Origin of the sequence: Streptomyces sp. R44 (assembly GCF_041053105.1) — a bacterium.
In the GTDB taxonomy this organism is placed as follows: domain Bacteria; phylum Actinomycetota; class Actinomycetes; order Streptomycetales; family Streptomycetaceae; genus Streptomyces.
In genome coordinates this window covers 5,917,194-5,932,228 of record NZ_CP163444.1, presented here as the reverse complement: position 1 = coordinate 5,932,228, position 15,035 = coordinate 5,917,194, and the positions used below count along the sequence as shown (strand labels likewise).

10 protein-coding genes are annotated in these 15,035 nt (G+C 67.3%); 4 read left to right on the top strand and 6 right to left on the bottom strand.

What is annotated here, in order from left to right:
* Positions 1–4: 4 nt before the first annotated feature.
* Positions 5–2,560 (bottom strand): alpha-glucan family phosphorylase, encoded by a 2,556-nt coding sequence (gene glgP / locus AB5J54_RS27725; protein WP_369146620.1) that lies wholly within the window; start codon positions 2,558–2,560, stop codon positions 5–7.
* Between the two features lie 128 nt (positions 2,561–2,688).
* On the bottom strand, positions 2,689–2,937 hold the full coding sequence (locus tag AB5J54_RS27720) for a GntR family transcriptional regulator (protein ID WP_369146619.1): 249 nt from the start codon (positions 2,935–2,937) through the stop codon (positions 2,689–2,691).
* Positions 2,938–3,076: 139 nt separating this feature from the next.
* On the opposite strand from AB5J54_RS27720, the gene AB5J54_RS27715 reads away from it, so the two are divergent.
* The 4 genes from AB5J54_RS27715 to AB5J54_RS27700 all read left to right on the top strand — a co-directional run bounded on the left by AB5J54_RS27715 (position 3,077) and on the right by AB5J54_RS27700 (position 4,532).
* Positions 3,077–3,412 (top strand): hypothetical protein, encoded by a 336-nt coding sequence (locus AB5J54_RS27715; protein ID WP_369146618.1) that lies wholly within the window; start codon positions 3,077–3,079, stop codon positions 3,410–3,412.
* On the top strand, positions 3,412–3,759 hold the full coding sequence (locus AB5J54_RS27710; protein ID WP_369146617.1) for a hypothetical protein: 348 nt from the start codon (positions 3,412–3,414) through the stop codon (positions 3,757–3,759). Before AB5J54_RS27715 ends, AB5J54_RS27710 begins: the two co-directional genes overlap by 1 nt.
* Positions 3,760–3,876: 117 nt before the next feature.
* Positions 3,877–4,143 (top strand): hypothetical protein, encoded by a 267-nt coding sequence (locus AB5J54_RS27705; RefSeq protein ID WP_369146616.1) that lies wholly within the window; start codon positions 3,877–3,879, stop codon positions 4,141–4,143.
* Complete coding sequence (locus AB5J54_RS27700; RefSeq protein WP_369146615.1) at positions 4,140–4,532, top strand: twitching motility protein PilT; 393 nt, start codon at positions 4,140–4,142, stop codon at positions 4,530–4,532. The genes AB5J54_RS27705 and AB5J54_RS27700 overlap by 4 nt, the downstream gene beginning before the upstream one ends.
* A 459-nt stretch (positions 4,533–4,991) precedes the next feature.
* Here the strand turns inward: AB5J54_RS27700 and AB5J54_RS27695 are convergent, their stop codons facing one another.
* The 4 genes from AB5J54_RS27695 to AB5J54_RS27680 form a co-directional block, all read right to left on the bottom strand.
* The gene (locus AB5J54_RS27695; protein ID WP_369146614.1) at positions 4,992–5,462 is read right to left on the bottom strand and encodes a hypothetical protein; all 471 of its coding nucleotides are present in this window, start codon (positions 5,460–5,462) and stop codon (positions 4,992–4,994) included.
* Between the two features lie 33 nt (positions 5,463–5,495).
* The gene (locus AB5J54_RS27690) at positions 5,496–6,638 is read right to left on the bottom strand and encodes an RHS repeat-associated core domain-containing protein (protein ID WP_369146613.1); all 1,143 of its coding nucleotides are present in this window, start codon (positions 6,636–6,638) and stop codon (positions 5,496–5,498) included.
* A gap of 721 nt (positions 6,639–7,359) precedes the next feature.
* Complete coding sequence (locus tag AB5J54_RS27685) at positions 7,360–7,644, bottom strand: hypothetical protein (RefSeq protein ID WP_369146612.1); 285 nt, start codon at positions 7,642–7,644, stop codon at positions 7,360–7,362.
* A 40-nt stretch (positions 7,645–7,684) separates the two neighbouring features.
* The gene (locus AB5J54_RS27680; protein WP_369146611.1) at positions 7,685–14,950 is read right to left on the bottom strand and encodes an RHS repeat-associated core domain-containing protein; all 7,266 of its coding nucleotides are present in this window, start codon (positions 14,948–14,950) and stop codon (positions 7,685–7,687) included.
* Positions 14,951–15,035: the final 85 nt, after the last annotated feature.

The following is a 15,035-nucleotide window of genomic DNA, read 5'->3' as shown; positions in this document are numbered from 1 at the left end:
CGGGCTACCTGAGGAGCACTCCCGCCCCCTCCCCCGTCGTCTCCTCCGGGAGGGCCGCGAGGCCGAGTTCGGCCGGGTGGGCGAGCAGCGGGTGGGCGGGCAGGACGCGGACGGTGCAGCCGAAGGAGCCGGTCCGGTCGAGCTCCAGGGTGCCCGCGTAGGGCAGCCGTCCCTCCAGGTCGGGGCCGCCCGACGGTTTGAGGGTGACGGTCCGGGTGGCGGTGAGGGTGTCGTCGGCGTCGACGCGGCCGGTGACGGCCTGCACCTCGACGTCGTCCGCTTCGAGGCCGCCGAGCGCGACCCGGACGCGGACGACGGGCGTCGCGCCGAGTTCGGCGTCCGCCTCGGCCCCGGCGAGGTCGTCGCCGATCTCCACGTGGTCCACGGCCACCGCCGGCCAGGCCTTCCGGACCCGGGCCTTCCAGGCGGCGAGGTCCCGTGCCCGGCCGGGGGTGAGGGCGCGGCGGGCGCCGGCGGCGGGCACGTACAGCTTCTCGACGTACTCGCGGACCATCCGGTCGGCGAGGACCTTCGGGCCGAGGTCGGCGAGGGTGCGGCGGACCATGGCGGTCCAGCCGGCCGGGACCCCGTCGGGGCTTCGGTCGTAGAAGCGGGGGGCGACCCGGCGTTCGATGAGCTCGTAGAGGGCGGCGGCCTCCAGGTCGTCGCGGCGGTCCTCGTCGGCGGCGGCCGCGCCGTCGGCGGTGGGGATGGCCCAGCCGAAGTCGGGCTGGAACCACTCGTCCCACCAGCCGTCGAGGACGGAGAGGTTGAGGCAGCCGTTGAGGGCGGCCTTCATGCCGCTGGTGCCGCAGGCCTCAAGGGGCCGCAGGGGGTTGTTGAGCCAGACGTCGCAGCCGGGGTAGAGGCCGCGGGCCATCTCCATGCCGTAGTCGGGCAGGAAGACGATGCGGTGCCGCACGCGGGGGTCGTCGGCGAACCGGACGAGCTCCTGGACCAACTTCTTGCCCCCGTCGTCGGCGGGGTGGGCCTTGCCGGCGACGACGAGCTGCACGGGCCGCTCGGGGTGGAGCAGCAGCGACCGGAGCCGGTCCTTGTCCCGGAGCATGAGGGTGAGCCGCTTGTACGAGGGGACGCGGCGGGCGAAGCCGATGGTGAGGACGTCGGGGTCGAGGACGGTCTCGGTCCAGCCGAGTTCGGCGTCGGCGGCGCCGCGCTGCCGCCAGGAGGCCCGCAGCCGGTCGCGCACGTCGGAGACGAGCCGTTCGCGGAGGGTGCGGCGCACCTCCCACAGCTCGGCATCGCTCGCGTCCGGGGTGAGCCGGCCGACCTCGGGGGCGACCCAGGTAGGGGCGTGGACGCCGTTGGTGATCGAGCCGATCGGCACCTCGTCGGCGTCGAAGCCGGGCCAGAGTCCGGCGAACATGGAGCGGCTGACGGCGCCGTGCAGGGTGGAGACGCCGTTGGCGCGCTGGGCGAGGCGCAGGCCCATGGCGGCCATGTTGAAGAGGCCGGGTTCGCCGCCGAGGGGGGTCTCGTCGCCGAGGGCGAGGATCCGGCCGAGGTCGACGCCGGGGAGGGCGCCGTCGTCGCCGAGGTGGCGGGCGACGAGGGCCCGGTCGAAGCGGTCGATGCCGGCCGGGACGGGGGTGTGGGTGGTGAAGACGGTGCCGGCCCGGACGGTCTCCAGGGCGGAGTCGAAGTCGAGTCCCGCGCCCTGGAGTTCGCGGACGCGTTCGAGGCCGAGGAAGCCGGCGTGGCCCTCGTTGGTGTGGAAGACCTCGGGTGCGGGGTGGCCGGTGAGCCGGGTGTACGTGCGGACGGCGCGGACGCCGCCGATGCCGAGGAGCATCTCCTGGAGGAGCCGGTGCTCGCTCCCGCCGCCGTACAGCCGGTCGGTGACGGACCGTTCGCCGGGGGCGTTCTCCTCGACGTCCGAGTCGAGCATCAGCAGCGGAACACGGCCGACCTGAGCGATCCACAGCTGGGCGTGCAGACTCCGCCCACCGGGCAGGGCGAGGCTGATCCGGGCGGGGGTGCCGTCGGCCTCGCGGAGCAGGGTGACGGGCAGCTCGCCGGGGTCGAGGACGGGGTACTGCTCCTGCTGCCAGCCGTCGCGGCCGAGGGACTGCCGGAAGTAGCCGTGCCGGTAGAGCAGGCCGACGCCGATGAGCGGGACGCCGAGGTCGCTGGCGGACTTGAGGTGGTCGCCGGCGAGGATGCCGAGGCCGCCGGAGTACTGGGGCAGGGCGGCGGCGACGCCGAACTCGGGCGAGAAGTAGGCGACGGCGGCCGGGGCGTCGCCGGGCTGCTCCTGGTACCAGCGGGGAGCGTGCAGATAGTGGTCGAGATCCTCGGCGGCGGTACGCAACCGCCCCAGGAACTCCTGGTCGGCGGCGAGCGCGGCGAGCCGGGTCGCTTCGAGGGCGCCGAGGACCCGGACGGGGTCGGCACCGGCCAGGCCCTCGGGCGCGAGGGCGTCGAAGAGCGCCCGGGTGGGCTCGTGCCAGGACCAGCGCAGGTTGTGCGCGAGGCCGGCGAGGGGTCGAAGGGTGTCGGGGAGGACGGGACGCACGGTGAATCGACGGATTGCCTTCACGCTGTCCACCTTCGCAGGCGAGTACGGAGCGAAGCGGGCACACCACGCTGTGTGCCCGGGGTTCCGGTCCGACGTTAGGGCGTGTCGGCGCGTGCGGCTACGGGGCGTTGCGTCAGCCGTGGCAGCGCCTACTCTGCGGCGGGCCGCTCCTCCGGCCTCAGCACATAGGTGCCCATGCCGGCCTCGGAGCGCGTGAGCCCTTCTTTCCGTACGGCTTCCATAGCCCGCTGCGCGGTGGAGTTCACGACACCGAACTCGTTCGCCAACTGGACCACGCTCGGAATCTTGCTCCCGGCGGGATAGGTGCCGTCCTGGATGCGCTCAACGATGACGGCCGCGATCTGCGGCCACATCGCGCGGGTTCGGTCAATGGACATGAGGCCATCTGAGTACGCCTCGGTATTCTTCGCATCTTCAGTGCACTTCGGTATGCTTCGGTATGCTCACCCAAGACGAGACCCCCGCGACCTTCCGACGGGTCCGGGGGCATGGCCAACGCTTCGAAGGAGCGTCGACATGTCAGACCTTATCCGCGCCCTCGCCCTCTGGGCGAGGCTGCTGCTCGCACCGACTCCCGGCAACCGGCACCGAACACGCACCACCGCATTCCGCCCGGCGCGCCCCACGGCTACCGCACCCCGCCCCCTGGCCGAGGCGCGACCACTCACCCCCCGCTCCCCGTACGGGCTCGACGCACCGCTGAACGCGGAAGACACGGCCATGGTCCGGCCGTACCTCCTCGCACACGAACGGCGGGCGCACCAACTCCACCGCCGCATCGCCCTCGTACTGGCCGCGGACTTCGGCATCGACCTGGACACGCGGGACGTACACGGGCTGGGGGTGGCCTGATGGAGAACACGACACGCGGGACGGCCGCATGCGAGGTGTGCGGTACGACCACGGACCACCTGACCACCGTCACGACGGGCACGACGGCCGGCACATGGCAGCGCCAGGTCTGCCACCGGTGCGCCGAGGCCACCTCACCGCCGGTCCCTCGGAAGCCGGTCCGCATGTGCGTGCGCTGCGCCTGCATCACCACGACCCCGATCACCGTCTCGGAAGTCCACCAGGCCTCGGGCCCAGGCTTCAACGTCTACGCCTGCCCGGACTGCACGCCGCACTTCCCTCCACTCCTCGACGCCCTCGACCTCCTGACGACCGGCTGGCGCGCACGAGAGCGGGACGATGGGTGAGCAATGCTCCCGGTCGGAAGCAAAGAGGCAGTTGGGGACGACCCCCGGAGCCCATTGATCGCGAACTAGAGGGTCCCGGAGGGGGCCCCGCACGCCATACCGCACTAAGGTGTTGATATGGCCACTAAGAAGGTAACGATCACCCTCGATGAATCCCTGGTCGACGCCCTGGCCAGCGCTGCCGAGGAGGAGGGCATCCCGCTCTCCCGACTCGTCGCCGGTGCCGCCGAACGAGAGCTGCGCCTGCGGGCCGGCCGGGCCGTCGTCCAGGAATGGCAGGCACAACATGGCGCCCTCACTCCGCAGGAGCTCGCTGACGCACGCGCCGACATGGCCGCTGCCGACGCCGAGTACCTCGGCGGCACGGGAGCCTCTGCCGCGTGAACATCCCCTACCTGTACGACGCCGGGGCGCTGATCGCCATCGACAACGACGACCGGCGTATGTGGGCTCGACACAGCCTGGCTCTCGAAGACGGCCGCGACATCCACGTCCCCTCCGTCGTCGTCAGCCAGGCATGGCGGGACTCCCGCCGCCAGGTCAGGCTCGGCAAGTTCCTCGCCGGGTGTCACGTCGTGCCCGTGGGCCTCGACACCGCCAAGGCCGCAGGCATTCTCTGCGGGAAGGCCAGCACCGCCGACATCGTCGATGCCACCGTCGTCGTCATGGCAGCCACTCTCGGGGCCATCATCTGGACCTCCGACCCGCACGACATCCGCACCCTCATCGACGCCCAGGACACCAAACCCGCTCCGGTCATCCGCACCGTCTGAACCCCAAGCGGGTCGGACCGACGGTTACGCCCAGTGCCCGGGTCGCCAATGAACTCCCCCCGAGACCCCGCAGTATCCATGAAGACATCCTCCCCGCGGACCCGAAGATCCGATTCTCAGAAGTGTCCAGTGTTCGGGGTAAAGCCCAGCACCGTCCGACCCGAGGGAGAGATGCGCCGACAGAGACGGTCCCGGTGCCGGACAACGTCCTCCCCTCACGCTGAGACCGATTCGAGCATACGGCTGAGCACACAATGCCGACGCCATGGTGCACCGCATTGCTCGCACAAAATCAGCCGGTTCACGTATCGGCGATAGAGGTTCAGCGCGACGCATTGATGGAGAGGAGGGACCGCGGCGCGAGCTGGCCATCACCCCTACACCTACAGAGACCATCCCGTATGCCCCAAAACCGTCCGCTCCCTGGAGGGGCAACCCTGAAACGGATCAGTCGCCATTTTACGTCGGCGAGTCAGCTCGCCAGCCACTCTGGACGGAATTCCATTCGCTTGGCTCAAGAGTCAAGATCACAGAATCCGGCCGAGGGCGCGAGTTAACCCAAACCTTAACCGCCCAGCTTCCCGCGCGGGGAAGGTGCAGTGATTCTTCGTCAACATAGGTCGGGGTCGTAATAACCACGACGGACGATGAAAACATCATCCGGGCCTCCAGGAGGAGTTCGTGCCCCGCGAAATCGGCGCCGCCCACCCTGACTTCGACCGTGACGTCACCCTCGGTGTCGGGTCGTACGGCCAGGATTAGATTACTTGGGAGGAATACGTATTCCTCCTCCCCGCTATCGAAGGTCGGAGCCTCTTCCGTGCCGAAGTCCCTTACGGTCACCAGGCCGTACTGGGCGCCCCACTCGTCGTGGTAGACGACCTTGCCGGAATCATCCAGCGACATAAGAATTCCCGTCCCGTCGAACATTGATTACCATCACCTGAAACTCATCCCCGGCCTTCAGTGACCAACGGAGTCATCCCACTGTTCCTCGGTGAGACCAGCCGGCCGCTTCGCCATCTTTCGGTATGAGATTTTCAAATCTTCCTGGGAAGCGATAATGCTGATTATCCCGAGAATTCCAGGGAGTCTGGGAGTGATGCGCGGAGTGATTCTAGGGGGAAGGATCGGGCGAGTGGGGCGGTTGATGGTGACATTACCACCCCTCCCGGCGGAGGCGCGATTGAAGCCCTGCTGCCTCTGACTTTCAATATTCCGCTGGACGATCTCTCCGTAATTACTACCTTTTTCGATGACCTGAGTTCCACCCGAGCATCGATACATTCCATTCACGCATTCTTCGAAAGCCTCGCCTGTGGGATCGACCTTCGATACCGGACTCGCGTTCGAGTACGTGTACCCGTTCATCTGGAGTGGATCGGTAATGTCCACGAGGGGATCGGCCGAGATGAAGCGACCGGTGTTCTGGTCGTATTCGCGGGCACCGATATGGGTGAGGCCGCTGGTGGTGTCGTCGATTCCGACGCCGAGGTAGCCGCGCTTGTTGGGCCAGGTGGCCGGCTTGGGGCCACGGAGCTCGCCGTAGGGCTTGAAGGAGCGGCGGGCAACGGGCTGGCCTGCGGTGACTTGAACCGTGGTGTTGGCAGTGCCGAGATGATCGGCAATCAGGACGGTGATTGTGTGGTTGCTGGTGGCACCGTTTGCGGTGGCGCGGACAACAGTGGGTGCGCCAGCGTGGCTGTAGGAGCGGGAGGCCTGGGTGACGTTCGTACCGTTTGTCGTGAGTTCGGTTTCGCCGAGGTACAGGGTGCTGCCCGTAGGGGAATTCTCGAGGATGCGGTTGCCGTAGGCGTCGTAGACGTAGGTGGTCTTACTGCTCTTGAGGGTGTTGGTGCCATCGTCGTAGGTGACGGTGTTCGATTCGAGGTTGTCCTCGGGCGTCCACTGGAGGGTTTGGTCTGGGCTGGGGCCGCCGGGCAGATCGCGGGTTCTGGTGGTGCCGGTGGAGTTGTAGGCGTAGGTGCTTCCGTTGCCCGAAGGTGTGGATGCGACGGCGGTTAGGGTGTGCGGCTGGGTGGCGTTGTAGGCGTAGTCGTAGCGGGTGTTCTTGGTGGTGTCGCCAGCCGGGTCGTGGTCGGTCATCGTGGCGCGGTTGCCGAGCCAGTCGTAGGTGAAGGACTGGCGGTAGGCGGCGGAGCCGGTGACGGCGGTGCCCGAGGCGACGGTGCCAGTGGCGGGTGCCGTGTTGGCGAGGCCGGCGGGGGCAGGGTTCAGCTGTCCCTGGGCGTTCTTCGGGGCCTGGTGGGGGGGCGTCGGCGACGGGGCCGCTGGCGAGGGCTCCCGTGCTGTTGTATCCCCAGGTGATTCCCGAGGCCGACTTGCAGCCGGTTCCGTTGCCGTTGGGCGTGATGTTCGACGTCCAGGCGTTGACCAGTTCGCCCATGGCGTCATAGGTGAAGCACTGGTTGTCCCAGGTGTTGACGGTGGGAGGCTCCGAGTTCAGCCGCGCGCTGGCGGTGATCAAGCCGGTTTCGTCGTAGGCGTATCCGGTGTCCGAGATGCGGTGGGGGCCTGCGGTTTCCCGGTCGCTGACGGTGCGCTGGAGGAGGCCGGTGTGCTCGTCGACGAAGATGGTCGTCCAGACCCGGTAGGGCTGTTGGAGACCGCGCGCAGGCCTTCCCCGTAGAGCGAGTACGTGGCGCAGGGTGACGGACAGCGGCTTGCCAGCCCGGCCGGCACGAGTGAAGCAGCCGACCGGGCCGGACTGCCGCTTTTCAGGCGCGTATCCCTTCACGCCGCAACGTCACCGAGATCCACAGAAGCCCCATTCGGCAATACCTACCGAATGGGGCTTTCGTGCGAGTCAGTTGTAACCGGGCACCCAATCCAACTGCTGCAGAGCAGGCAGGTCGCCGCGAATTAGCATGGCCATTACTCGGATCATCTCCGCGCGCGAAACGTGCTGGAGATGACAGGGCTGGACATTGCTGTCATCGAGATTTTCAAGCACCAGGCTTCCGTCCTGAAAGGCTGAAACAGTCCAGGAGGACTCATCATCCGTTACCGACACATCTGGGTGCTCATCATCGATCGGCCCATCGAGCTCGACGAGTAGTGACGGAACACCGGCCTCGGTGCCGTCCTCCATGCCTCCGTCTCGATGCGTGAATGTAATCGACATCGTCAACTCACCTCCTATTGCGTGGGGCGCCGTTTGGGATCGCCCACTCCGAGTAGCCGCCGGAGCCACCAGGATGCAGTAGATGCTGCCAGAGTGACCCAGGATCATGCTGGGAACGCGGCACGAGGCTCATCACTCCCTGTCGCCCGCCGACGTTAGAGGCTGGCTCATGTTGCCAAGTCCACCCAGTCGGGGTTCGCCTGCCTCCACGTGAGGAGACAGCCGCACTGACCCCCGGGATCAATCGCTCCATCGATCCAGCGAAGGCAGCATCTGACTGGAGCGCCGCATCCAAGGCCTCATTAGCTCGCCTGAAGTGCGTACCTCGCGATCGACCGAAATCTGCTGCATCTAGGGTCATCTCGAAGGCAACTGAGTAGGCTCGGGGGCCACCTCCGCAAGCGCACGCTTCACCAGAAGAATTTACGCCAGAGCTGCAATTGTGAACCAGGATCGGCGTGATCCCCGCCAGCACATAGTACGCATGTATGTCTTCGATCGTCAGATCGTGCGTGCGTTGGCGCTTTGTGTAGTGGTCGAGTGCCGTGATCTGGACAAGCGTGCCCGCACTCGTGCGGAGCCATTGGCCGATCCTCAGGCTGCCAGCCGGAATCCATTCCTTGAGGGCAGGGACCCAGAAGGGGTGGGTGTCGGTTGCAACGATGCTCGATAGGGCATCGCCCGACGCGACAGTGATGTCGGTGAAGTCCTTGTCGTCCTCAGTCTGGATGGTTTCGAGAACCGTCTTCTGGACGTCCTTGCCGGTCTTGACGTCAGTGGTGACGACGATGTCGCCGATCTCCACATCTTCGATGTTCTTGGTTTTTCCGTCGGCCATCAGCACCTTGGTGCCGGGCAGGAAAGAATGACAATTGGAGAGGGACTTGATTCCCGCCTTCACCCCCTTCGTGGCGAGTGCTCTCACGCCGGTGAAGGGCAAAGTGGCCATGTTCACCAAGCCTTCGCCGTCTTCGTATCCCGGATCCTTCGTATCTACCCCCATGCTTTCCATGAGGTTGTCGTATCCCTGAGAGGCCGAAGGGATCCCCGGTATACCGGTGTCAAGCATCGAAGCGAGAAAGCGTCCAGCTCCAGGAAGGGTGTACCTGTTCCAGACGATCCCTCGTCGCGGAAGGAAGACGACGGTGCCCCAATTGACACCAAGAGGCTTGTTGTAATGACGGTTTCCGTGGCTGTCCTCTTCGAAGCTGTTGTACTTCCACCCTGTCACCTTGTATTCCCAGGATTCGTGGTATGTGACTGAGGCTTCGGTGCGGTCAGCGTCGGAGTCGCAGGTGCTTGAGTTACCACCGCAGACGCCCTCAGGGCGGAGGCCTGTGGGGTCACTCTTCGAGATGGGACTGCCGTTGGCGTAGGTATACCCGTTTATCTGGAGCGGGTCGGCGATGTCGATGATGGGGTCGGCGGAGAGGAAGCGGCCGGTGTTCTGGTCGTATTCGCGGGCGCCGATGTGGGTGAGGCCGGTGGCCGCGTCGTCGATGCCGACACCGAGGTAGCTGCGCTTGTTGGGCCATTCGGCGGGTTTGGTGCCGCGGGGTTCGCCGTAGGGCTTGAAGTTGCGGCGGGTGACGGGCTGGGTGCCGCCAGCTTCGACCGTGGTGTGGGCAGTCCCGAGGTGGTCGGTGAGCAGGATGTCGAGGGTGTGGGCGGTGGTGGACTGGTTGGTGGTGGAGCGCACGACGGTGGGTGCGCCGGCCTGGCTGTAGGTGCGGGAGGCACGGGTGATGCTGGTGCCGTTGGTCGTGAGTTCGGATTCGCCGAGGTAGAGGGTGCTGCCTGTGGGCGAGTTCTCCAGGATGCGGTTGCCTGCGGCGTCGTAGACGTAGGTGGTCTTGTCGTTGCCGATGGTGTTCGACTCGAGCTTCTGCTCGGGCGTCCACTTCAGGGTCTGGGTCTGGGTGCCGCCGTGGAGGGTGCGGGTCTCGGTCGTGCCGGTCGGGTTGTAGGTGTAAGCGCTGCTCGTGCCAGCAGTGGGAGACGTGGCAGAGGTCAGAGTGTGCGGCTGGGTGGCGTTGTAGGCGTAGTCGTAGCGGGTGTTCTTGGCCGTGTCGCCGGCCGGGTCGTGGTCGGTCATCGTGGCGCGGTTGCCGAGCCAGTCGTAAGTGAAGGACTGGCGGTAGGCGGCGGAGCCTGTGACTGCGGTGCCCGATGCGACGGTGCCCGTGGCGGGTTCCGTGGTCGCCAGCTTCGCCGGTGCGGTCCCGGCCTGGTGCGGGGCATCGGCTACGGGGCCGCTGGAAAACGCTCCGTCGGTCCGGTGTCCCCAGGTGGCTCCTGAGGCCGACTTGCAGCCGGTTCCGTTGCCGTTGGGCGTGATGTTCGACGTCCAGGCGTTGACGAGTTCGCCCATGGCGTCATAGGTGAAGCACTGGTTGTCCCAGGTCGTGAGCGTGGAGGTTTCCGCGTTCTGACGTGCGCTCGCGGTGATCAAGCCGGATTCGTCGTACGCGTATCCGGTGTCCGAGATGCGGTGAGGGCCTGCGGTTTCCCGGTCGCTCACCGTGCGCTGGAGGCGGCCGGTGTGTTCGTCGATGAAGTTGGTCGTCCACACGCGGTAAGGCTGTGCGCTGGAGACGGCGCGCAGGACTTCGCCGTAGGGCGAGTAGGTGGCGTCGGAGGTGTACCAGGCGAGGCCTGAGGTGGACTCGGGCAGGCCGTCTTCGTTGTAGCGGGTGATGACCTTCTCTTCCGCCAGGCCGCCCTTGGCGGGCAGCGTGACGGAGAGCGGCTTGCCGGTCAGCGTGTAGGTGTAGCCGTAGGCGTACGTGCCGCTGAGGCCCGTGGTCATCGCGTTTTGCGGGATGACGGTTTCCCGCCCGGTCGGGCGGTACTCGGTGTCGTAGCCGGTGACCCGGTCGATGTAGTCGCCGGAAGGAGTGATCCGCTTCGACTCCCAGGGCAGGCCTAGCGCCCCGACACGGTCATAGGTGAACGACTTGATCGGTGTGGCGGTCGTCGTTCCGGCGCTTACCGCGGTGATCCGGCCGAGGTTGTCGTACGTCGTGTAGACCGACTGCTGGACAGCGTCCGTGACGACCTTGGGACGGTCGGCTTCGTCGTACTGCGTCCGCGTGGTGCCGGTGTCGGGGTCCTTGGTGGAGGTGACCCGGCCCCGGGCGTCGTAGACGTACGTCCACGCGTTGCCCGCTGGATCGGTGACCTTGTCTCGGTTGCCGCGCTTGTCGTAGGCGTAGGCGGTGATGCGGCCGTTGCCGGAGCCGGTGTGGTGCTTGATCTGGGTGACGCGGCCGAGGGCGTCGGTGAACGTGGTGGTGGTGGGGCTGGTGGAGCCGGCGGGGTCGACGGTGACGCTGGTGTCGGTGCTGTAGGTCGTGACGGTCGGGGTCTGCGCCGTCATTCCGTAGTACGGGGTCTGCCTGACCGGGCGCTCCAGGCCGTCGTAGGTGGTCCTGACCGAGTTCGGGACGCGGCTCGGGGTCGTGATCTTGAACAGCTCGGGTGTGGGCTCGTCCTTGGCGAGGTAGCCGCCGGTCTGTTCGGAGACCAGGCCGTGGTCGTTGTAGTGGGTGTCGATGACGACGCGTCCGGGGCCGTGGGCTTCGGACTGGGTCTGGACCTGTCGCATCAGGCCGTCGTAGATCGTGACCTGGCTGGCGTAGGTGCCGTCGTCCTTGAGCGTCTTGACGGTGACGGCCGCCGGTCGGGTCTCGCTGGGCGTGGCGGTCGCGGCCTGGTAGGCGATCTCGACGTTGGGCGTCTGAGTGCCGGTCGAGCGGGAGGCGGACCAGCCCTTGGTGAGACGGCCGAGGTCGTCGTATTCGGTACGGGTGACACGACCGTTGGGGTCGGTGACCGTCAGGGGCAGGGCGCGGCCGGGGTCGATCGTCGTGATGGTCGCGTGGCCTGCGGCGTTGAACGTCTTGGTGGAGGTGACGGGGCCACCGGAGTCACCGGGGATGTACTGGGTCTCGGTCGTGCCGGCTCCGGGCTTGGTGACGGTGCGGATGCGGCCGAGGGGGTCGTACGTGGTGGTCGTGGTAACGGAGTGCGTGGTGCCGGTGCCGTCGATCTCGTCGACGCCGGTAACCAGACCCTTAGTGGGCGTGGCGCCGTAGGCGAGGCCGTCGTAGCGGGTGTGGACGGAGCCCTTGAGTTCGGTGGCGGGGTCGGCGGTGGCGTGGTCCGCGCAGGTGGTGGCGGTGGTACGGACGCTGCCGGGCAGTCCGATCAGCCACGCGGTGGTGTTGTGGACGTAGGCCGTCTTGGTGCAGGTGGGTTCGGAGAGGGTCTCTCCGCCGGTGCCGTTCGGGGTGACGACCGCGGTCTCGACTGCGGTGGGCAGGCCGTACGTCGTGTCGCGGTCCAGGGTCGTGGTGCGGGTGCCTCGCCAGCTGGCGCCGACCGCCTGGATGGAGTCGGTCTTCTTCACGCTGGTGCGGTAGGCGCGCAGGGCGGTGAGGGCGGTGCCGTCCTCTGCCTTCCTGGTGCGTGAGGCGGTCTCGACCGAATCGTCGAGGAAGGTGCGGGTGCGGGCGGTGAACTCGTTCGCCTTCTTGAAGGAGTTCAAGTAGGTGAGGGTTTCGGCGGTCATGCCGGCGTACTGCGGGGCGTCGTCGGCGAGGAGGACGGTGCCGTCGATGGAGTCCTTGACCTCACCTCCGGCACCCAGGAAGTAGCGGGTAACAGACCGTGACTGCGACGGAGGCGCAGTGTTCCCTGAAGTCCTGTTGCCCTTGTCAACGGTGACCTGGCGGTAGCCGCGCCAGTCGCTGTAGGTGCGCAGGGCCGGGCGAAGGAATTCGTCTTCGCTCTTGGCCCAGGCGGGGCCGTCGTATGTGTAGGCGGTCCTGATGGGGGCGTCGAAGAGGGTGGCGACCTTGTCGGTCTGGGTGACCGAGGCGACGACGTACTTGTTGAACCAGGCCTTGGCGGGGGTCTTTTCCTCGCCGTCCGGGGACCAGCGGACGGGGTAGCAGGTGCCGTTGGCCTTGCCTGCGTCGGTGGTGGGCTCGTACTGGCAGCCGCCGGTGTACTCGACTTCGATGTCGGCTCCGGCTTCGGTGGCGATGACGCCGATGCGGGGCCGGGTGATGCCCGGACGCTTGTCTGCGGGGCCGGTGGGGACGAGGTTGGGGAGCTGCTTGTCGAGGAGGTAGTCCTTGAGGGGGGATGTCTTCTTCACCTGGTAGTGGGCGAAGCTGACGCCGTCCTTGGACTGGATGGTTCCGCCGCCGGTCTGCGGGGTTTCGCCGGGGCTGTAGCCAGTGCGGGTGATGGAGTTGAGCCAGAGGGCGGGGGCGGTGTCGTACCAGTCTTCGGGGAAGGACTGGTGGAGGGTGTAGGCGTCGACGTAGCCCAGGCCGGTCTGGTTTGCGCGGGCGGCCTTGGTGGTGATGGTGTCGAGGCGGAGCTGGGTCCAGAAGGAGGGGAATCCGGGGCAGAGCTTGGAGGTGCTCTTGCAGTTCAGGGAGCCGGGGGTGTCCCACCAGGGGCGGTAGGCGCCGGGGTCGCCGGTCTTGTCGAAGTTGGTCGCGGCGCAAATGGTGTCGGACTTCAGGCAGCGCTGTGCGACGCCGAACTCGACCGTGGCGGACGGCTTGGTCAGGTCGGTGGCACGGATGCCGTACTCGATGCTGGCGGGGTAGGCGGCGCGCTCGTACTGCTCGGGTGTGTTGCGCTTGTCGCGGACGGCGTAGTAGTTCGTCTCCTGCTTCCAGTTGACGATCATGACGTTGCCGTGGACGTCCTCGACCTTGTCCAGGCCCCAGCGCCAGGCCTGCTGATTGCCGGCCCCGCAGCGGGAGGTGGCGAATGTGGTGTCGTGGCAGGGCTCGTCGGGGTGGTTGCCGAAGACGGGGACGGTGGAGACCGAGTTGGTGTCGGCGTGGCCGCCGCCCACCTTGTTCAGGCCGAAGTGGTACTGGGTGCCGTCGGTGGTGGTGACGGTCCAGTACTCGCCGTTGTCATCGCCGTTGGCGGTGCTGCCTTCGAGCTTGCGGGTGCGGTGCTCGATGCGGGTGCCGTCGTCGCGCTGGGGGTGGTAGATCTCCGTGCCCGTTTCGGGCGTGGTGGTGGCATCGCGGACGAGTTCGGTGGTGCTGCCGCCCAGGGACATGACGGCGTTGTAGGACACCCAGCACTGGTCGCTGGTCTTGTCGGCCTTGGCGGTGTTGTTGGGGGTGTCGTCACCCAACTTGTGGGTGTCGTCCTTGCAGGTGCGATAGCGGCGTTCGATGAAGCCGGGGCTGTAGTCCCAGCCCTCGCCGATCCAGGACGCCTGCGGCGAGGAGACGGCGGTCTTGCCGTCGACGGTCTGCGAGTTGTAGGAGAGCGTGACGTTCGGCGCGGGGCCGGCCGGGGCGGGCGGCATGGCCATCGGGTAGGACCAGGTGAACGCGCCGGAGGAACCGCCCGCGCTCCACGTGCCGCTGGAGGCGAGCGGCGTGGCCTTGAAGGAGCCACCAGGGCCCGCGCCCGAGTCCACCGCGCCGATGACGGCCTTGTCGCCACCAGTGGCGGCAGGAGTGGCCGTGGTGTACGAGGCCTGCATGATCGCGGGGCCGGACTGGGTGGCGGTGGCAGTGGAGGCGGGGGTGACGGTGCCGTCGGCGGCGGTGTCGACCGTCGCGGTCACCGTGCTGGTGACGGGGTCGTTGGTGGTCTCGAGTTCCTCGTACGCCTGGCACGCCTCCGCAAGGGGGGTGGTCAGGTAGCACTCGGGGAACTGCACCAGTCGCAGGCGGGAGGCCCAGTCGGCTCCGTGGAGGTTCTCGAAGTCTTTGTAGCTGAGCGCGACGTTGATGGGCACGGAGCCGGTGACGGGTGCCTGGACCGTCACGAGGGCGCCGACCTTGAGGGCCTCTTCGACGCCCTTGCTGGTCTCGCTGCTGCGGTCGACGACGCTGAACTCCCAGGTGCCGGTCGGGGCGGGCTGACCAGGGGCCTGTCCTGCGAGGAGGGGGAGGTTGGGGATCTGCGTGAGGGAGCCTTCTGCGGCCGTCGTCGCCGTGCCGGCGGCGGTCGTCAGAGAGGCGGGGCTGACGGCGGAGCCGAAGGTGAAGGGCTCGGTGTCAGCGACCGGCGTGGTCGTGGTGCCGGCGGGTGCCTGCTGCAGATCGGCAGGGACCTCGACCTTGAGGGTGTTGAGGTCCTTCTCGAACGTCTGCCCTTCGACGGGCGTCTCGACCTCGAGCTTTTCGAGGGCCAGAGGGTCGGTGGCGGCGATGGTCTCGCGGCCGGTGTCGACGTTCGCCGGGTCGGGCGGCAGGGCCAGGGACTCGGCGGGCATCATCCCCAGCAGCAAAGCGGCGCCAAGAGCGGGTATGACGGCGCGGCGGGCCCGGCGGCGGGAGTGGCGATGACGAGCGAACAAAGCG

Bases quoted from the DNA above. Each gene is read 5' to 3' on its own strand.
- AB5J54_RS27720 (WP_369146619.1), bottom strand. From the start codon at position 2,937: ATGTCCATTGACCGAACCCGCGCGATGTGGCCGCAGATCGCGGCCGTC.
- AB5J54_RS27715 (WP_369146618.1), top strand. From the start codon at position 3,077: ATGTCAGACCTTATCCGCGCCCTCGCCCTCTGGGCGAGGCTGCTGCTC.
- AB5J54_RS27710 (WP_369146617.1), top strand. From the start codon at position 3,412: ATGGAGAACACGACACGCGGGACGGCCGCATGCGAGGTGTGCGGTACG.
- AB5J54_RS27705 (WP_369146616.1), top strand. From the start codon at position 3,877: ATGGCCACTAAGAAGGTAACGATCACCCTCGATGAATCCCTGGTCGAC.
- AB5J54_RS27695 (WP_369146614.1), bottom strand. From the start codon at position 5,462: ATGTTCGACGGGACGGGAATTCTTATGTCGCTGGATGATTCCGGCAAG.
- AB5J54_RS27690 (WP_369146613.1), bottom strand. From the start codon at position 6,638: ATGACCGACCACGACCCGGCTGGCGACACCACCAAGAACACCCGCTAC.
- AB5J54_RS27685 (WP_369146612.1), bottom strand. From the start codon at position 7,644: ATGGAGGACGGCACCGAGGCCGGTGTTCCGTCACTACTCGTCGAGCTC.
- AB5J54_RS27680 (WP_369146611.1), bottom strand. From the start codon at position 14,950: ATGATGCCCGCCGAGTCCCTGGCCCTGCCGCCCGACCCGGCGAACGTC.